General features: G+C 68.9%; 15 protein-coding genes and 2 pseudogenes. 10 read left to right on the forward strand and 7 right to left on the reverse strand.

Annotation, left to right across the window (positions count from 1 at the left end; translation table 11 throughout):
* Positions 1–105 precede the first annotated feature (105 nt).
* From JEQ17_RS50670 to JEQ17_RS02690, 3 genes are all read left to right on the forward strand, one after another.
* Complete coding sequence (locus JEQ17_RS50670) at positions 106–1,119, forward strand: FtsX-like permease family protein (protein ID WP_325176237.1); 1,014 nt, start codon at positions 106–108, stop codon at positions 1,117–1,119.
* The gene (locus JEQ17_RS50675) at positions 1,062–2,120 is read left to right on the forward strand and encodes a hypothetical protein (protein WP_325176238.1); all 1,059 of its coding nucleotides are present in this window, start codon (positions 1,062–1,064) and stop codon (positions 2,118–2,120) included. The genes JEQ17_RS50670 and JEQ17_RS50675 overlap by 58 nt, the downstream gene beginning before the upstream one ends.
* A 171-nt stretch (positions 2,121–2,291) precedes the next feature.
* Positions 2,292–3,020: a response regulator gene (locus JEQ17_RS02690; RefSeq protein WP_200393652.1), complete on the forward strand. Its 729-nt coding sequence runs from the start codon at positions 2,292–2,294 to the stop codon at positions 3,018–3,020.
* 223 nt (positions 3,021–3,243) lie between these two features.
* Here JEQ17_RS02690 and JEQ17_RS02695 read toward each other — a convergent pair whose 3' ends face one another.
* From JEQ17_RS02695 to JEQ17_RS02705, 5 genes and pseudogenes are all read right to left on the reverse strand, one after another.
* Entirely contained in the window at positions 3,244–4,095 is an 852-nt protein-coding gene (locus JEQ17_RS02695; RefSeq protein ID WP_200393653.1) for a maleylpyruvate isomerase family mycothiol-dependent enzyme, read from the reverse strand.
* Between the two features lie 106 nt (positions 4,096–4,201).
* Positions 4,202–4,690: pseudogene (locus JEQ17_RS51035) on the reverse strand (IS630 family transposase); the annotation flags it as partial.
* Between the two features lie 206 nt (positions 4,691–4,896).
* Positions 4,897–5,127 (reverse strand): DUF6479 family protein, encoded by a 231-nt coding sequence (locus tag JEQ17_RS02700; RefSeq protein ID WP_200393654.1) that lies wholly within the window; start codon positions 5,125–5,127, stop codon positions 4,897–4,899.
* A gap of 248 nt (positions 5,128–5,375) precedes the next feature.
* A complete protein-coding gene (locus JEQ17_RS50440; RefSeq protein WP_267924743.1) occupies positions 5,376–5,498 on the reverse strand; it encodes a hypothetical protein in 123 nt (40 codons plus the stop codon).
* Positions 5,499–5,563: 65 nt separating this feature from the next.
* Positions 5,564–6,029: pseudogene (locus JEQ17_RS02705) on the reverse strand (NADPH-dependent oxidoreductase).
* Between the two features lie 457 nt (positions 6,030–6,486).
* On the opposite strand from JEQ17_RS02705, the gene JEQ17_RS02710 reads away from it, so the two are divergent.
* From JEQ17_RS02710 to ltaE, 3 genes are all read left to right on the forward strand, one after another.
* Positions 6,487–7,797 (forward strand): ATP-grasp domain-containing protein, encoded by a 1,311-nt coding sequence (locus JEQ17_RS02710; protein WP_234048024.1) that lies wholly within the window; start codon positions 6,487–6,489, stop codon positions 7,795–7,797.
* 7 nt (positions 7,798–7,804) lie between these two features.
* Positions 7,805–9,826 carry a CocE/NonD family hydrolase gene (locus JEQ17_RS02715; RefSeq protein ID WP_200393656.1) on the forward strand — a complete coding sequence of 674 codons (2,022 nt, stop codon included), beginning with the start codon at positions 7,805–7,807 and terminating at the stop codon, positions 9,824–9,826.
* Positions 9,827–10,086: 260 nt separating this feature from the next.
* Complete coding sequence (gene ltaE / locus JEQ17_RS02720; RefSeq protein ID WP_267924744.1) at positions 10,087–11,115, forward strand: low-specificity L-threonine aldolase; 1,029 nt, start codon at positions 10,087–10,089, stop codon at positions 11,113–11,115.
* 33 nt (positions 11,116–11,148) lie between these two features.
* On the opposite strand, the gene JEQ17_RS02725 is transcribed toward ltaE, so the two are convergent.
* On the reverse strand, positions 11,149–11,748 hold the full coding sequence (locus JEQ17_RS02725; RefSeq protein ID WP_200393657.1) for a hypothetical protein: 600 nt from the start codon (positions 11,746–11,748) through the stop codon (positions 11,149–11,151).
* A 205-nt stretch (positions 11,749–11,953) separates the two neighbouring features.
* A complete protein-coding gene (locus JEQ17_RS02730) occupies positions 11,954–14,107 on the reverse strand; it encodes an alpha-galactosidase (RefSeq protein ID WP_200393658.1) in 2,154 nt (717 codons plus the stop codon).
* An 85-nt stretch (positions 14,108–14,192) separates the two neighbouring features.
* Here JEQ17_RS02730 and JEQ17_RS02735 point away from each other — a divergent pair, with 85 nt between their 5' ends.
* From JEQ17_RS02735 to JEQ17_RS02750, 4 genes are all read left to right on the forward strand, one after another.
* On the forward strand, positions 14,193–15,260 hold the full coding sequence (locus JEQ17_RS02735; RefSeq protein WP_234048026.1) for a LacI family DNA-binding transcriptional regulator: 1,068 nt from the start codon (positions 14,193–14,195) through the stop codon (positions 15,258–15,260).
* A 118-nt stretch (positions 15,261–15,378) separates the two neighbouring features.
* Entirely contained in the window at positions 15,379–16,713 is a 1,335-nt protein-coding gene (locus tag JEQ17_RS02740; protein ID WP_200393660.1) for an ABC transporter substrate-binding protein, read from the forward strand.
* 54 nt (positions 16,714–16,767) lie between these two features.
* Positions 16,768–17,697 carry a carbohydrate ABC transporter permease gene (locus JEQ17_RS02745; RefSeq protein WP_143642653.1) on the forward strand — a complete coding sequence of 310 codons (930 nt, stop codon included), beginning with the start codon at positions 16,768–16,770 and terminating at the stop codon, positions 17,695–17,697.
* Between the two features lie 62 nt (positions 17,698–17,759).
* Positions 17,760–18,584 carry a carbohydrate ABC transporter permease gene (locus JEQ17_RS02750; RefSeq protein ID WP_200401264.1) on the forward strand — a complete coding sequence of 275 codons (825 nt, stop codon included), beginning with the start codon at positions 17,760–17,762 and terminating at the stop codon, positions 18,582–18,584.
* The last annotated feature ends 28 nt before the right edge of the window (positions 18,585–18,612 follow it).

The raw sequence follows: 18,612 nt of genomic DNA on the forward strand, positions 1-18,612 counted from the left end.
GCGCCGGCCTCCGCGCCCTTCAGGGGCGCGGGGAACTGCGCGACCAGCCCCCACCGGCCCGCACCCGACACCCAACACGCCCGCCCCGTACGTTCGGAGCCCTCCATGCCCTCCCTCCTGCCACTGACCTGGCACCTGGCCCGCCGCTCCGGGCGCCGCGGCCTGCAGTCCCACCTACTGGCCGCAGGCGCCGCCGCCGTCAGCGCACTCGTGCTGCTGGCCCTGACCGCAGCCTGGCTGGGCGCCGGCGCCCGCGCAGACCGCACCGACTGGCGCACACCGCACCCCGACAGACACGGCACCGCCATCCAGGCCCTGGCCACCACCTTCGTACGCGGCGAACCGGTCACCGTCGTCAACCTCGCCCACCTGCCCGGCCACCGGGTCACCCCCGCCCCGCCGGGCCTGACCGCCTTCCCGAAGCCGGGGCAGGTCAACCTCTCGCCCGCCCTCGCCGAGCTGATGCACAAGCTGCCCACGAACCAGCTCGCCGACCGCTTCCCCAAGCCCTCGGCGTACGGGACGGTCGGTGACGCCGGCCTGGCCGCCCCCGACGAACTCCTCGCCGTGATCGGCCGTGCTCCCTCCGACCCCACGGTGTCCAAGGCCGCGGGCGAGGCCGTCCTGGAAACCGGTCTGACCGGCCGGGCCGTCGTCTCCGATTTCTCCGGCACCACCTCGAACGCGTTCACCGCCCAGGACAGGGACGGCATGCTGCTGGGCGTCGGTCTGCTCGTCGTGCCGGTGATCGTGCTGGCCAGCGCCGCCGGGCGGCTCGGCGCCGCCCGCCGCGAACAGCGGCTCGCCGCCCTGCGGTTGGCCGGCGCCACGCCCCGGCAGATCCTCGCGATGACCGGAGCCGAGGCGGCGGCCGTCGGCGGGGCGGGAGCGGCCGCGGGCGCCCTCGCCTACGGCGCGCTGCTGCCCGCCCTGGCCCGCCTCCCGTACGGCATCGGCACCTGGTTCGCCGGTGACCTGTGGGTCGGGGCACCCGCCCTCCTCGGCGTCGTCGCCGGGGGGCCCTGCTCACCGCACTCAGCGCGGTCAGCGCGCTGCGCGAGGTGGTCCGTTCACCGCTGGGCGTCGCCCAGCAGTCCGACCCGCGGCGCACCCGCATGATCCGCCTGGCCCTGTTCGTCGGCCTCGTGCTCTACGTCGTCACCACGGCCCGGGGCGGCGGCCTCAGGACTCCCCAGATCGTCGCGCTGATGATCCTCTTTTACGGGGCGTTCTGGATCGTCGGCCCCTGGGCCGTGGACCGGCTCGGCGGGATCATGGGCCGCTTCGCCCGTCGTCCCGCCACGCTGCTGGCCGCCCGCAGGCTCAGCGACGACCCGCGCGGCGCCTGGCGCACCGTCAGCGGCCTGGTCCTGGCGGGCTTCGTGGCCGGGTTCTTCTCGGTGGCGCACCTGGACGTCGGCGGTTTCACCTACCCTCATCAGGTCGCCGTGGCCACGCCGGGCGGAACCCACACGCCCGGCACCGTACGGGAGACCGCCGACCGGGCCCGCACACTGCTGAAGCAAGCCGGGGTGCCCGCCACCGTCCGGATCCGTACGGGCGACCGGGCCGACGAGTCGCTGCTGCTGGGCAACACGGGCGTCACGGCCAAGATCTCCGGCGGCCCGGCCCGGGTCGACACCGCCGTGACCGTGCTGGCACCGCTGAACCGCGCGGCACCGGCCTACACCGACAAGTACTTCACCGCCGTGGACGACTTCTCCACCGGCCAGCTGCGGAACCTCAGCCTGGCGACAGTGACCCTGAGCTTCCTCGTCGCCACCGCTTCCGCCGGTCTCACGGCCGCGGCCAACGTTCTGGACCGCCGCCGGGTGTACGGCAGGCTGCGGCTGGCCGGTACGCCACTGCGGGTGCTGGACCGGGCCCGGGTCCGCGAGACGGTGGTCCCGCTGGTCCTCCTCGCCGGGACCATGACGGGGTGCGGTGTCTACGGCGCGATGCAGCTCAACAAGGCGGTTGGCACCACCATCAACACGGCCGGTGCGCTGCAACTGGCCGCGTGTGTGGTGCTTGGCGCGGGGGCGATGTTCGCGGCGATCGGTGCGAGTCGGCCGCTGTTGCGGGCCGTCACTCTCAGTCCGGCTCAGGAGCCGGACTGATGGGCGGGCCGGGCCCCTGCGGGCGGCAGAGCGGGTGGGTCGTGGCCTGGCCGCGGGCCGTCCATGGTCTCCCGGCCTTCGGCCGGGAGGCGCCCCCAGGTCTCGCAGTTCTCCGTGCCCCGTGCGGGGCACGGTCCGCCCTTCTCTCCCACGTTCAGGCAAGATGCGCCCATGAACGATCGTGACCGTGAGCGTGCTCCGATCCGTGTGCTGATCGCCGACGACCAGGACATGGTCCGTACGGGATTCCGGTTCTTCCTCGACGCACAGCCGGACATCACCGTGGTGGCCGAGGCCTGCGACGGGGAAGAGGCCGTGACGCTGGCCAGGCGACTGCGGCCCGACGTATGCCTGCTGGACATCCGGATGCCGAAGCTGGACGGGCTGGAGGCCACCCGCATGCTGGCCGGACCGGATGTCGCCGCCCCGATGCGGGTCGTCGTGGTGACCACCTTCGACCTCGACGAGTACGTCTATGGCGCACTGAACAGCGGTGCCTGCGGCTTCCTCCTCAAGGACTCCGGGCCGACCCTGCTCGCCGAGGCCGTCCGCGCCGCGGCGGTCGGCGACTCGTTGGTTTCCCCGTCGGTCACCGTCCGCCTCCTCAAGCACATCACCGCCGCCCAGGGCCGGAAACACGGACAGGGACGGGCGAAGGAGGCAGTGGCTACCACGCCCGCCTCCTCCGTGCCCCAAGATCCCCTGACCGAACGCGAGTTGGACGTCGTACGCCTGGTAGCCCTCGGCCACACCAATGCCGAGATCGCCGCCTCCCTCTTCGTCTCCCTCTCGACCGTGAAGACACACCTCACCAGCATCCAGCTCAAGCTCGCCGCCCGAAACCGCGTCGAGATCGCCGCCTGGGCCTGGCGAACCGGCCACGCCGACGGCCCGGCGTAGCCCCTCGGCCACCGCCAGATTCTCCGGTCGGCTCGCGGAACACTTGTTGTCCATCGCCCTGTGGGTCACCGTCCGCGATCTCTGCGGGAGGGCTTCGTGGTCCCACGTCAGACGGCGGCGCTGCGTCAGCCGGCCGTGACGGTACTGAACTTGAATGCGTGATCTGCCATCTGTGGCCGGCGGCGACACGCCGCGACAATGGCCCTCGCCGCGGCAGCGTTCATCAGTAGACGATGGACACGATCTGGCAGGCAGCTTCGGCAATCCGGCGCTCGCCGCTGATGCGGACTCGGGCAAGGGCAGTGGAAGGATCAATGCCACGGGTGCAGAGTCGCCAGGCGGTTTCTGGGTCCAGCCGCACTGATGCGGCTGGCCGCCCGCGGGGTGCCGCGGCCAGTGACCAGCGGTCCGCGGTGGCGGTCACGGTCCAAGTGACGGCGGCCGGCTCACCGATGACCACCTGGAGTTGTGTCCCAGCGGGCGCGGGCGTGTGACGCAGCGTGTGGGGCAAGGCCCTCATGAAGGTGTCCAGGACCACGGACAGGGCGTTGGGCTCCGGGTCGGTGTCTCGGCCGGTGGCGTGGCGGATCTGCTGGCGGTGGGTCCAGTACTCGGTGAACTCCCGGGCGAGATCCAGCCACATGGGCGCCGGGTCGGTCCCTGCCCAGGACACTCCCAGGCCCGTTGAGTCGAGGTCGGCGCCCTCGAATTGACAGGCGGCCTGGGTCCCGGCCAGTTCCAGAGCCTCGATGAGCTCGGCGGGGCTGTGATCGGTGTGGAGGTCTATCCATTCCTGGTTGACCCGGTGGATGAACGCTTCCAGCGTCTCTCCAGCCGCCATGGTGCGCTGATGGCCCTCTGTGCTCCAGCCGAGACGGCCGTGGAGGTCACCGAGGATGTGGGCGGCAAGGTCGTGCACTGTCCAGCCCGGGACCGCGGGCTTGCTCCACTCATTGCGCCGCAGACCGCGTAGCACGTCGAGGAGCGAAGCCAGCTCTGGCTCGAACAGCAGGCGAACGTCGATCGGCTTGCCCAGCCAGGAGGGGTTGGATACGTCGTCGGGCCGAGGACTCATACCCAGAGCCTGTCAGCCGGGAGGCCCGGTCTTCCATCGAATACCCCCTCACTTGACGGGAGCATGCTCCGTCAGCCGCCCATGTTCGGGCCGGCGCCGACCAGCAAATGCCCTCTTGCGGCTTCAAGTCGAGAGTGTGGGCGGGCAGCTGGAAGATGACGAGCCAGGTGGCGTTCGCATCGATGAACGTGCTTGTCCCGGCAGTGAGCCGGCGACGCACGTCGCCCCGGAGAAGCACGATGGGTCCGCCGAGATGGATGCGGGCCCGCTCGACCAGGTCGCCCAGGTCCCGTGGCCGAAGCCCTTCGGCTGCCCCGGCGGCCCCGGTTCTCGCGGACTGCCTGGAGCATCCGCGAGCGCCGACCCCGCTGGTAGCAGAGCAGTCCCTGCCATCGACACCCGGCCCGCTCCTCTTCCGCGTAGCCTCACCACGGGCGTGCAGCCCCCGGCGCCCCCAGGTCCCGCGGATCGCAGCGGAGCAGGCGACTGGCTGGCCTCGTCCCGCAGGGCGGACCCAGGCACCGAGCGCCGCCGTGGTGCTCTTGCCCGCGGCAAGACGTCCCTCCTCCACAACTCGACCGCCGTGTCGTCGCGTTCACGGCGCGGCAGTGGTCCGGCGGGTAGTGCTCCGCGAGTTGCGGCTGTGTTCGACACCGCTTGCCTTCAGGGTCCTTCGTCCGCGGCACAAGGCCTCGTACGAGGGGTCTGTCGAGTGGAGCCGCAGGGCTCCGCCCGGGTCGCGGCCGCCGAGCCTGGGGTTGCAGGTTCGAGGCGAGTGCTGGGTGCGACAAGGACGACCGGTCAACGACGCGTCTGCCCATCACCGCTCTCGTCGGGCGTCGTCCAGGAGCCCTGCCGCGGCGCCGCCTCTGGCCCATGGCCTGCGGGACGGGCGCCTGGAGTCTTGCGGTTCGCCGCGCGACGGGTGCCGTACCAGAACGCGCCGATCAGGAGGGCGACAACCACAAACCCGGCGACGATCAGGAAGAACGATGCCGAGCCTTGGGCCGCGAGGGTCTGGGAAGCAAACATATTGGCCGAGTACCCCACTGCCGCGTTCCTACCGGAAACGAGCAAATTGGCGTGAAACGTAAACACCATCGGCTCCGGGTCATCGCCCTGACGCGCTCCGTCTGGGACTGCACCCCTGGTGCAGCACCTGTGCCAGACGACGGGTCCACCGTGCGCCATGCTGCGGAAGGTTCTCCGGCTCCCAGCTGAGCAGGTTCCATGTCCTCCGCTCCGACGGCTTGATCGTCGGGGTGGTCCCCTGCCCGCCCCTAGCGTCGGGATCGGCGGTAGGCCAACACGATTCCGACGACGGCAAGCACGCCGATCAGGACCACGAACCACGGGGGCATCAGGTGGAGCCCCTTGTAGGCCAGGGGCACAGTCTCAGACATCGAGTCTCCTCGGACGGTCGGCAGCGGTGAAGTCAGTGACGTTGTAGAGGCGATTCCGCGGGGTTTCACCTCGGCGGACAGGGGTGGCCGGTGAGCTGGTGAGCCAGGTGCACGGCGTTGGCGGCGAGCGTGTGTGTCGTCGTCTTCACGGCGTCCGGCGTCTCCTTGAGGTCCTGGAAGTCGGTGCCCCGCTGGGCTTCGCGAACCCATGGGTGACCGCCCCGGCGCGAGAGCGAGAAGCCGATGTCGTTGAGGCCCTGGAAGACGCCGGCGCTCACCTCGTGGGTACCGTCCTCGTTGCCCACGACCGCGAAAGCGGTGAGCTCGTTGTAGGCGAGGAGACGACCCTCGTCGTCCGTCCCGGAGAGTTCGGCGTCCAGTCGCTCCAGGGCTCGCTGGCAGACGCTCAAGGGATGATCTCTCCCTTCAAACCAAGCCCCGGAACTCGGCGATCACCTGTTCCGCGAGCAACTGGCTGCTGGAGGAGGTGGGCGAGGTGTTCAACGAACAGACGAGGGACAGTGCGCGCATGGCAGTCAAGCTCCCGACGTGAATCGGCCACCGGCCCGGGAGCCCATGCCGTGGTGCCTGTGTCAGAGTTCCCGGGTTGGGCCCATTCATCCCGGACTGCATCCGCGCATCCTCTGAGCAAGGACGCCCAGCGTGAACACCTCAGTCGCATCGATCAGAGCTGCCCCGGCCGCCGCTGAGACCACGCCGGGAGCCGGGCACCCTGCGTCGGTTCTCCAGGGCGGCCTCCGTCGGCGTCTCAGGTCCGCCCTTGACCTGCCAATGTCGCCAAGGTGGCCGACGCCCACCCCGGGAACCCACCGCCACATTTCACGGCGTCAGTCGCCCTGTTCCATCAAGGCAGTCTCGATCGCTCTGGGTCCTGCGCGGACAGATGACGCCGTTGAGGCTCTCGCCGTGTGCCTGATCGTCTCGCGGGTACTCGCCCGGCTCCATGCACCGACCCCTGGAGCCGTCAGTGAGCCCACGCCCCCGCAACGTATTCGTCGTCGGTCTCGACCAGGCCAATCTGCGGACCCTGCGGGCCGTAACCCGCGCCGAAGAGCTGCGTTTCCACCGCCTCCTGACCATCCAGGAGCTCCAGCACGGCGAGGTGGCCGTACCGGACCTGCTCGACCGGGCCCGGAGCGTGCTGGACGGCTTCGACGAACCGGTCGACGCGATCGTCGGCTACTGGGACTTCCCCGTGAGCACGCTGGTCGCGCTGCTCGGAAAGGAATACGGGACGCGCGCCACCAGTCTGGAATCGGTGGTCAAGTGCGAGCACAAGTACTGGAGCCGTCTCGTACAGCAGGAGGTCGCCACGGAGCATCCGCGCTTCGGCCGGGTTGATCTCGACGCGACCGACCCGCAGCCGCCGGAGGGTGTGCGGTTCCCGATGTGGCTCAAGCCGGCGCTGTCGTACTCATCCGAACTCGCCTACGGAGTAGGGGACATCAAAGAATTTCGCACCGCCGTCGAGCACATCGGCCAGGGCATCCACCGCGTCGGCCGCCCCTTCGACTACATCCTTGACCAGCTCGACCTGCCCCAGGAGATGGCCGGGGTCGGCGGCCGAGTCTGCCTCGCCGAGGAGACGCTCAACGGCGTCCAGGTCGCGGTCGAGGGGTACGAGCACGACGGCGAGATCACCGTGTACGGCGTTCTCGACTCGATCAACTACCCGGATTCCACCAGCTTCCTGCGCCACCAGTACCCCTCGGCCCTGCCGGATCCGGTGCAGCAGCGCCTGCGCGAGGTGTCGAGGCGGGTCATGCGGCACATCGGCTGGCGGCAGGCGACGTTCAGCATCGAGTTCTTCTACGACCCGGCCACCGACGACATCTCGATCCTGGAGATCAACCCCCGCCACTCCCAGGCGCACGCCGAACTCTTCGCCTACGTCGACGGCGTGGCCAACCACCACTGCATGCTCGCCCTCGCCCTGGGCGAGGACCCGGCCATCTCGCCCGGGCAGGGGCCGTACGCCCTGGCCGCCAAGTGGTACTACCGCTGGTTCGCCGACGGGGTCGTGCGCGAGGTGCCGGCGCCCGAAGAACTGGCCCGCATCGAGAAGGAGATACCCGGCGTCCGGATCGACATCGTGCCCGACGAGGGGCAGCGCCTGTCGGACGTCGACCAGCAGGACAGCTACAGCTACGAGGTGGCGCACATCTTCACCGGCGGTGCCGACGAGCGCGAGCTGCGCGAGAAGTACGACCGCTGTGTCGCCGCGCTGCGACTCGCCTTCGACCACCCGACCGACCGTAAGTCCGACCGCACGACCTGAGAGACGTATGCGATATATCGAGAACCTCCCTCACACCACCAGGCAAGAGGACCACGTCAGGATCCCGATGCCGGACGGCGTCCACCTCTCGGCGCGCATCTGGCGCCCGGTGTCCTCGGACGACTCCCCCGTCCCGGCGATCCTGGAGTACATCCCGTACCGCAAGGGCGATCTGAGTTCGGTCCGCGACTCGATCCACCACCCCTACATCGCCGGGCACGGCTACGCGTGTGTCCGTGTCGACCTGCGCGGTACCGGTGACTCCGAGGGCGTACTCACCGACGAGTACCTGGAAGTCGAGCAGAGCGACGCCGAGGCGGTGCTCGACTGGCTCGCCGCGCGGCCCTGGTGCGACGGCACAACTGGAATGATGGGCATTTCCTGGGGCGCGTTCGCGGCGCTGCAGGTGGCCGCTCGGCGCCCCGCGAGTCTGCGGGCCATCGTCATCTCCTCGTTCACCGACGACCGTTACGCCGACGACATGCACTACATGGGCGGCGCGATGCTGTCCGACAACCTCGCCGAAGCGGGCACCATGTTCGCCTACGCCACGTGCCCACCGGACCCGTCCGCCGTGGGCGAGCGCTGGCGCGAGATGTGGCACGAGCGTCTGGACGCCGCACAGCCGTGGGTCCTGAACTGGCTGCGCCATCAGCGCCGCGACAGTTACTGGCGGCACGCGTCGGTGTGCGAGGACTACACCGCCATACGCTGCCCCGTCCTCGCCTCCAGCGGCTGGGCCGACGGATACTCCAACGCGGTGACCCGTCTGCTCTCCCACCTGGACGTGCCGCGCAAGGGGCTGATCGGCCCCTGGTCCCACAAGTACCCGCACCTGGGCGAACCCGGACCAGCCATCGGCTACCTCCAGGAAGTGGTGCGCTGGTGGGACCACTGGCTGAAGGGTGCGGACAACGGGGCGGTGGACGGTCCGATGCTCCGGGCGTGGATGCAGGACAGCGTGCCACCCTCCACCTCGTACGAGGAACGCCCCGGCCGCTGGGTCAGCGAACCCACCTGGCCCTCGCGGCACGTTCGCAACACCGCGTACGCGCTGCGCTCCCGCCACCTCACAGCCGAGGGCGAAGCCCCGAACGACGGGCGGAGCCAGACGCTGCGGTCCCCGCTGTCCGTGGGGCAGTTCGCCGGAAAGTGGGCCTCCTACAACGCCCCGCCGGACCTGCCCTATGACCAGCGTGAGGAGGACGGCGGCTCCCTGGTCTACGAGACCGAGCCGTTGACGGACCGGCTGGAGATACTCGGGGCGCCACGTGTCGAACTGGAGGTGAGCGCCGACCAGCCCGTGGCCATGGTGGCCGCCCGGCTGTCGGACGTGGCCCCGGACGGCAGCGCCACCCGGATCACGTACGGCGTACTCAACCTCACCCGCCGGGACAGCACGGACGAACCCTCGCCCTTGGAGCCGGGTCAACTCCACCGGGCCACGCTGCACTTGAACGGTGTGGCGCAGGCATTTCCACCGGGCCACCGCATAAGGCTTTCCCTGTCCACGTCGTACTGGCCGTTGGCCTGGCCACCGCCACGGCCCACGCTCCTGACGGTCCACGAGCAGCCGTGTCGCCTCGTCCTACCGGTTCGCCCGGCCGACGAACCGGGCACCTCGGCCCCCTTCGAGGCGCCCGAGGGCGCCACCCCCATCACGACGACTCAGATGACGCCGCCCGAGCAGCGCTGGGAGGTCAGCCGCGACCTGATCGACTACGGCGCGGCGTTGAACATCGTCAAGGATCGCGGCACGATCCACTTCGACGCGATGGACCTGGACGTCGGGTGCCGCGCCCACGAGCGGTACACCTCAGTCGCCGACGACTTCACCTCACCGGCCGGTGAAGTGACGTGGACCATGAGTTTCCGGCGCAAGGACTGGGACGTACGGGTCCGCACGAGCACGACGTTGACCTGCGACGCCGAGGAATTCCACGTCAACGCCACGCTGGACGCCTACGAGGGCGGTCGGCGCGTCGCCTCGCGCACCTGGAACGAGTCGGTCTCCAGGGACATGCTGTAGACCGTGCGCGAGCAGGCCGTTCAGACGCGACTCAGCGTGCTCATCCTCGGACAGCGGTCCTGACAGGTGGCTGCACAGGTCGGCCGGCACGTCGACCGAGCCGTCCTCATCACGGACCACCAGCAGGGCCACCCGCCAAATTTCCGGACCGTATCCCGAGTCCTGGCTGCGAGGTACGACTGCGAGGATGTCGGGGTGCCGTCTCAGGCGGTGGGCTGAAAGAACGTCAGTACGGGAAAGAGCCGAGGGGAAGACACACATTGCAGCCGACAGCAGACTTCCGATCAGACACCGTCACGCGCCCCGATGAAGCGATGCGGGCCGCCATGGCATCCGCCGAGGTCGGGGACGCGGTTTTCGACGAGTGTCCGACCAGCAAGCGGCTGGAAGCGTTCGCCGCCGAAATACTCAACAAAGAGGCGGCGTTGTTCTTTCCGACCGGCACGCAGTCGAACCTTGCCGGGCTGATGGCCCATTGCGGACGCGGAGACGAGTACATCGTCGGCCAAATGGCCCACACGTATCGCAACGAGGGTGGCGGCGCTGCCGTCCTGGGCTCGATCCAGCCTCAGCCGCTGCCGAACGAGACGGACGGCACCATCGCGCTGGAGGCGATAGCCGCTGCGATCAAGCCCGATGACTTTCACAATGCGGTCACCCGTCTGCTGGCGCTCGAGAATACTTTCAATGGTCTTGCCCTGCCCGAGGGCTATCTGGAAGACGCCACCGAGCTGGCGCGAACTCGCGGCCTGGCAACGCATCTGGACGGGGCGCGGCTCATGAACGCTGCCGTCGAAAGCGGGCGCGACCCGGCATGGATCGCCGGCCGGTTCGACACCGTTTCGCTCTGCCTCTCGAAGGGGCTCGGGGCGCCCGTCGGCTCTGTCCTGGCGGGACCGGGGCAACTGATCGAGAAGGCGCGGCGTATCCGAAAGATGCTGGGCGGCGGTATGCGGCAGAGCGGAATTCTGGCGGCGGCGGGCATTCATGCGCTGGAACACAATGTGACTCGGTTGCGCGAGGATCACGAACGGGCAGCGCGACTTGCTGAGATACTGAGCAGATTCCCAGAACTTGGGGCAGGAAAGGCACAGACCAACATGGTCTTCATGTCCCCAAGGAAGGCGGACGCAGGCGAGTTCGTGTCCTTCCTGGCCGACCGAGGGATCGCCGTCGGCGGAGGATACGGAACCCTCCGCTGGGTAACGCATCTCGATGTCGACGACGTCTCGATCGATCGAGTCGAATCAGCCTGCTCGGAATTCTTCGAGAACGAGAGAAACCAATAACAGCGCCGAAGCCACTCTGACCTGCACCGATACTCACTTCTCGGAGTCGGACCAAGTCGCCACAAGGGCTCGCCGATCTGGAAAGCGGGGACCGGAGATTGTCTCCTTGGTGGGTTCACCATTGAGCCAGCACACTTGCTCGGGGGCGCCGTCGCCGGTGTCGAACAGGCAGCACACTCCTCCGCTGTCGGCGGTGAGGTCGGTGAACACCTTCCTGATGTTGGCCGACCGGGCGAACAAGCGGCTCATCCCCGACGTCGCTGCCGAGCACTCCATCGACGTGTAGCCAGGGTGCAGAAGGGACTCGAACCGGATCGTCGCGTAGATGTACCCGATCTGGATACGCCCGCCCGCTTCGCGTTCAGGGCCGTTCGTCTGCGCGTACTCGCGCAGTGCGTCATCGACGTCGAACATCAGGGACGTGTCGAGTTCGAGCGTGCTGCTCGTGGAGCAGTCGACCGGCTCGCTCTCGAAATGCGACGTGAACGGGAGGACCAGCCGGTCACCGCCGGGCAGGGTGATCTCAAGTGGTGGTCGGGCACGGGCCGGTGGCGCCAGCGCTGCCAGATTGGCCAACGCCCTGGCGACATTCCGCGGACGCAGATAGATGTCGTAGCTGTAGATCAACCCCACACGTTCCCCCTGTCCCAGATCGCACCGCACCCTCTCACGGCCCGCCCCTCGGGCGCTTGTCGGTTTAGAACGCGCAAAACGTTCATAAGTGGTTTCTTTTGAGGCGCCGTCGGCAAATCAGGCTGCAGGCCAACGAAAGCACGGTGCCGCGTTTGCACACTTCTCAAGATCCTGCTTCGAACTCCAATGGCGGGCCTGGCCGCCTCTACCCTCCCGAAGTGAGACGGATCAGCAGGACGCCGGGCGTGCGCGGCAGCGACACCCGCAGTCCGTCCCCGGTCCCGTCACCGTCCCCTTCCCAGACCGCCGAACCGGCTGTCGGAGCGGACGGGTGCAGGATCTCCGTGCGAACCTTCCGGCCTGCCAAGTGCCGCACCGGCAGATGGAGTTCGCTCTCCCCGCCGCGGCGCCAGACCGAGACGTACGACGTACTGTCACCAGGCAGCCGCATCCCCAGAGCCAGCCATTCGTCCGTCCAGCCAGGAAGGCCGAGCGGCCAGAACGGCACGGCCTCCGCGAGATCCCCGCGGATGGACTTGTACACGGCCACCGCGCTGCGGACGAGCCCGAGTTGGTACTCCGACATCCGGTTCAGGTGGCCCGACAGATGAATTCGCCCGAGCAGCGCCCCGCCCAGAGTGAAGGTGATCAGATCGTCGTCGAACTCGGGCTGCGGGTAGGCCCAGACAGCGCCCTGCTCGGGCGGGACCGCCGTCGGTGCGGCGGCGGCGATCGGTGGGAAGCGCAGCGGGTCCTGCTGATCGCTGGTGGACTGGAGCTGGGCGACGGCCAGCGTCGCCCCGTCCATCCGCATCCCGCCCGAGGCGCAGTTCTCGATCACCAGACCCGGGTGCCGGTCCAGCACCTCGGACAGCCAGCCCAGGTACGCCTCGGCGTGGCCGAGCAGCCCGGCTCCCGGCGCGATGTCCCTAGGGGCGCAGGTCCCCGGGTCGACCACGATGTTGTAGTCCAGTTTGAGGTAGCCCACCCCCCAGTCGCCGACGAGCCGGTCCACCGTCTTGTCCAGGTGCGCACGGGCGGCGGGGTGTCGCAGATCGAGCTGGTGGCGGCCCTGCTCGGTGATGCGCAGGCCGTCGCGCTGGAAGAAGGCGTCCGGCGGCAGTGAGTCCGCGACCGGACTGCGTACGCCCACGACCTCCGGCTCCAGCCACAGACCGGGCACCATGCCGCGCTCCCGGATCCGGTCGAGGACCTCCTGGATTCCGCCGTCGGGGAAGCGGCGAGGTGAAGGCAGCCATTCGCCGACGCTGTCCCACCAGCCCTCGGTGCCGTCGTCGTACCAGCCGGAGTCGATGCAGAAGTACTCCGACCCGGCATCGGCGGCCGCGTCGATCAGCGGCAGCAGTTTCTCCGTCGTCGGATCGCCCATCAGCGTGTTCATGTAGTCGTTGAAGACGACCGGCAGCGTGGTGTGGTCCGGGTGCGGGCGGCGTACGGCACGGCGGTACGAGGTCAGGGCGCCGAAGGCGTCGTCCAGCCCGGAACCGAGGGCCAGGACGCCGTGCACGGTGGTGAATTCGGAGCCGGGGGTCAGCCGGACCCGCCACTGGTGCTCCGCGTCCATGGGCCCGTTCAGCGCCAGATACGTACCGTGGTCGCGCTCCCCCAGGTCCCAGCGCCAGCCCGCCGGGGACTCGATCTGCCACAACCAGGCCCGGTCGCCCCCGCATTCGGTGAGTGCGCCCATCGGAAGGTGTCCGTCGGTGGGCCAACTACCTCGTCCGCTCAGGGTCAGTGCCGCCCGGCTGTCGTGTTGGTGGACGTCGACATGGATGTCGGTGACGGTGTCCCGCAGCGGCTCGGTGTGCCAGCGGCACTCCGCAAGCCAGTCGTTGCGGGCGCGGTGGACGTCGAGGCTGTCGGGTGAGGGAAGGGCGCCCAGCAGCAGACTGCTGACCGACTGGACGACGAGGGGCTCCCCTCCGTCGTTGCGGAGGCGGACGCGGGAGCGGAGCACAGGCAGTCCGACGGGCGAGGACAACTCCAGGAAGGCGGTCAACCCGGTCCGGGCGTCGTGGAGTTCGACGGTCAGGTGCGTCCAGCCGTCGCGTTCCCCGGTGACATGACCGCGGTACCGCAGGCGCGAACCGAGGGCCGTGCCGGTGAAGCGCGGGCCGGACCAGCCGCTTCCGTGGCCGAGGGCGGTGAGCTCCACAAGGTGGAGAGGGGCATCGGAGCCGGACTCCGACACCGGGTCGCCGGGGCGCGCCAGGCGGACCAACCTGAGGACCCCGTCGGCGCCGGTGGCGAACTCCGTCTCCAGCTCCCGGTGGCCCCAAGTGACCGTCTGGTGAGTGTTGTTGGGGGCCGTACCCGCCGCGTCCGACGTAACGGTCAACGTCTTCCCCTCCCGCTGACCGCCGCTGACGGCGGTCTGAGTCTGCCGCGTGAATTCATGATTACGGTCTCTTGACGAGCCTCATGTGACCGGTCACAATCCTGGCATGAATGTGACCGGTCACACAAGGCGCTCGGTGAGTATCAGGGATGTCGCGACCGCGGCCGGGGTCTCGTACCAGACCGTCTCCCGGGTGATCAACGACCATCCCAGCGTCAAGCCGTCCACCCGGGAGCGGGTGCTCGCCGCCATCGACGAACTGGGGTTCAGGCGCAACTCCACCGCGCTCGCCCTCGCCAGCGGACGCAGCCGCGCCGTGACCGTGCTCACCTCCAACACCACGCACTACGGCTATGCCTCGGTCCTCCAGGGCATCGAGGAGGCGGCGCGGGCTGCCTCCTACACCGTGGGGATCGGCGTTCTCGAGTCGGCCGATGAGGCCGACGAGGCAGCCGTTGCCGCGCAAGTTCAGCGGTCGGCGGACGCAGGCGGCGGGCTGATCGTGATCGCATACGATCCGGCCGGTGTACGGGCCCTGGGCGCGGTGCCCGCCGATCTGCCGGTCGTCGGTGTGGTGGAGACCCCCGCGAGCCCGCCCAGCGACGACCGCCCCTGGGTGTGGGCCGACGACCGCGAGGCCGCCTACCAAGCGACCCGCCATCTGCTCTCCCTCGGCCACCAGACCGTGCACTACGTCGCCATCCCGTCCAGCACCCGGCGCACCAGCGCCCGTACCACCGGCTGGCAGCAGGCGCTCAAGGAGGCCGGAGCGCGACGACCCCGCCCGCTGCAGGGCAGTTGGGGCCCGGCGGGCGGCCACGCGGCGGGCCTGAAGCTCGCGGGGAACCCCGATGTCACCGCGATTCTGTGCGGCAACGACGACCTCGCGCTCGGGGTCATCCGCGCCCTCCACGAGACGGGCCGGGCAGTGCCGGGCGACGTCAGCGTGGCCGGGTTCGACGACGCCCCGCACTCCGCCTATCTCACCCCGTCGCTGACGACCGTCCGTCTGGACTTCACCGGGCTCGGGCGGTCCGCGTTCGCCCTGCTGCACGGCGTGCTGGAGGAGTCCGCGCAGATCGCCCCGCACCCCGTCTCCGTACCGGAACTGATCGTGCGGGAGAGCTCGGGGCCGCCGCCCGAACGCGGGTGACCCGTGCCCGCTCCCTTTCTTTCGCTTTGTTTCGCTCCACCCGAACTGCCCGCTCGCACCTCCTCAGTTGGACCGCTTTCCGATCCGCTGACCTGAGCCCGTTCGCGAAAGGCACACCATGAAGAGAAGAGCCCTGCCCGCGCTGGCGTTCATATGCGCTGCCGCTCTGTCCGCCACCGCGTGCAGCGACCCCACCGCCGGCGACTCCGGTTCCTCCTCCGACTCGGGCGGCAAGCAGACGAAGGTCGACCCGAACGCGCGCCTGGACGGCGTGAAGCTGACCATGTGGACCGCGCAGAACACCATCAACGCGCCGAAGCAGGTCATCGACGCCTTCGAGAAGGCCACCGGCGCCAAGGTCGAGGCCCAGGCCATCCCCGACCCGTACGAGCAGAACGTGCCGACCAAGCTCGCCTCCGGCGACAAGCCGGACCTGATGTTCTGGCAGCCGTCCATCTCCACGCTGCCCTTCATCCAGCCGAAGCAGAACCTCCTGACCCTCGACGGGGAGGAGTGGGAGTCCAAACTCGGCGACACCGAGAAGTCACTCGGCATGATCGACGGCAAACGGTACGCGGCGATCGTCACCAGCCCCTCCATGCTCGGCGTCTACTACAACAAGGACGTCTTCAAGAAGGCCGGGCTCACCGAGAAGGACTTCCCGAAGTCGTACGACGAACTGCTGGCACTGGGCAGCACCATCACGGACAAGACCGACGCGGCCGGCTTCTACGAGGCAGGCGGCGACAAGTGGCCGCTGCAGTGGCAGACGCAGGTCCAGCTCACCGACCTCGACAAGCAGTGGTGGGCCGACCTCAACCGGAACAAGGAGAAGTGGACCGACCCGGTCGTCGTCGACGCCATCAAGAAGTACAAGGAGAAGCTGCTCGACGCGGGCCTCGCGCAGAAGAACTACAAGACCGGCACCTTCACGGGGCAGGCCGACTCCCTCTGGAAGGGCGAGTCCGGCATGGTCCTCAACGTCACCTCCTTCCAGAGCCAGTTGCAGGCCAAGTACTCCACGGCCGAGATCGACAAGAGGATCGGCTGGTTCCCGATCGCCAACTCCTCCGCGACCGGGATGTACTCCCCCGACCAGACCAACGGCGTGGTCGCGTTCAAGACCGGTGACGAGAAGCGGCAGAACGCCGCCCGCCAGTTCATGGCCTTCTGGCTCGGGCCGGACTACCCCGACTACATCAAGGCGATGAAGATCCCCTCCGTGCAGCCGTCCGTGCCGACCCCCGACGGCCTCCCCCAGGCGTCGAAGGACCAGGTCGCCGCGCTGCCCACGGCCATCGGCGTCTTCCAGGCCAAGGCGATCGTCGCGCCGGACACCCACCTGTATCTCGCCGACATGCTCTACGGGAAGAAGAGCCCGCAGCAGGTCGCCCAGGCGATCCAGGACCAGTTCGCGCAGGTGGCCAAGGCCCAGGGCGCGACCGGCTTCTAGCCCGACAGCCCGACCGACCCGAACCCGACCGACCCGACGGGCAGGGATTTCCCGATGGCGGACACGGCCATACGCACGCGCACGCAGAAACCGGCGCCCGCCAAGGGCCGGGCAAGAAAAGTGGGACGGCTGCCCCGCGCCGCCGTCCACCACCCCTGGTGGTTCGCGCTCCCCGCGATCGCCGTCTTCGCGGCCTTCTTCCTGGTGCCGAACCTGCTCAACTTCTACTACCCGTTCACCAATTGGTCCTCGTACCACCCGGACATCGCCTTCACCGGCCTCGACAACTTCAAGACCATCGCCGACGACGGCTCACTGCTACGGGCGATCCGTACGACGCTGGTGTACGCCCTGCTGGCCGCGGTCTTCCAGAACGGCTTCGGGCTGGTCCTGGCGCTGCTCCTGGAGGCGGACTCCCGGTTCAACCGCTTCTTCCGCGCCGTCTTCTTCCTGCCCGTGCTCATCTCGGCGCTCGCCACCGGCTACGTCTTCCAGGCGCTGCTGAACCAGGACGGCGCCGTCAACGGACTCCTCGGCACCAATATCCCCTGGCTCGGCTCGACGACGTGGACGCTGGTCCTGGTCACCGTCATCCACGGCTGGAAGTGGATGGGCCTGTCCATGCTGATCTACCTGGCCGGCCTCAAGGGCATCCCCGGCGAGATGCTGGAGGCCGCGAAGTGCGACGGCGCCGGGCCGTGGCGGACCTTCTGGTCGGTGCGCTGGCCGATGCTCGCGCCCGCTCTCACCTTCAACGTCACCACGGCGCTGATCGGCTCGATGAACACCTTCGACATCGTGCAGGCCACGACGGGCGGCGGGCCCGCGGCCTCCACGGAGGTCTTCAACATCTACATGTTCCGCATCTTCGGACAGGGCCTGTACGCCCAGGCCTCCGCGATGAGCCTGGTCCTCTTCCTGGTCGTGGTCGCCGTCGCGATCCCCCTCGTCATCGGACTGCGCCGACGGGAGCAACTGCTGTGAGCACCACCGCGAATACCCCGTCCGCCGCGCTTCCCGTATCCACTGTGCGTCGCGCGTCCGGCGTGCACCCCGCCTGGCGTTACGGCCGTCCGGCGCTCGTCCTCCTGATCGCCGGGCTCGCCGTGGGCGTACCGCTGTGGCTGGTCGCCGTCACCTCCGCCAAGCCGCAGGCCGAAGCGATCACACCCAACCTGGACCTGCCGCGGCAGTGGCAGCCGTCCAGCAACTACGAGGACGCCGTCAGCCAGGGCGAGATGCTGCGCGGCTTCCTCAACTCCCTGCTCGTCGTGGTGCCTTCGGTCGCCCTCGTACTGATCCTCGGGGCGGGCGCCGCCTGGGTCTTCGCGCGCCGCAAGTCGAAGCTGGTCTCGACGGCGTACGCGCTCTGCATCAGCGGGCTACTGCTGCCGCCCGCCGTCATCACCATCGTCATGGAGCTGCGGCAGCTGGGCCTCGCGGGCACCCGGCCCGGGATGATCGCCGTCTACACCGGGATGTACCTCTCCACGTCGATCTTCTTCATGACCGGCTTCATCCGGGCCATCCCGGTGGAACTGGAGGAGGCCGCGCGGATGGACGGCGCGGCGCCGCTGCGGATCTTCCGGCAGATCATCCTGCCGCTGCTCAGGCCGGTCATCGCCACCGCGACGATCATGGTGATGCTCTACGCCTGGAGCGACATCTTCTACGCCTTCTTCGTCCTCGGCGGCGGAGACAAGGCGACCCTGCCGCTCAACCTCTACAAGGTCGCCAGCGCCCAGCTCTACCTCAACAACTGGCATCTCGTCTTCGCGTACGTCGTGGTGATGAGCCTGCCCATGGTCGCCATCTTCCTGGTGGCCCAGCGAAAGATCGTGTCCGGAATCACCAGTGGAGCCGTCAAATGACTGGAGGTCCAACAGCGTGAGCACCCCC

This window comes from Streptomyces liliifuscus (assembly GCF_016598615.1).
In the GTDB taxonomy this organism is placed as follows: Bacteria; Actinomycetota; Actinomycetes; order Streptomycetales; family Streptomycetaceae; genus Streptomyces; species Streptomyces liliifuscus.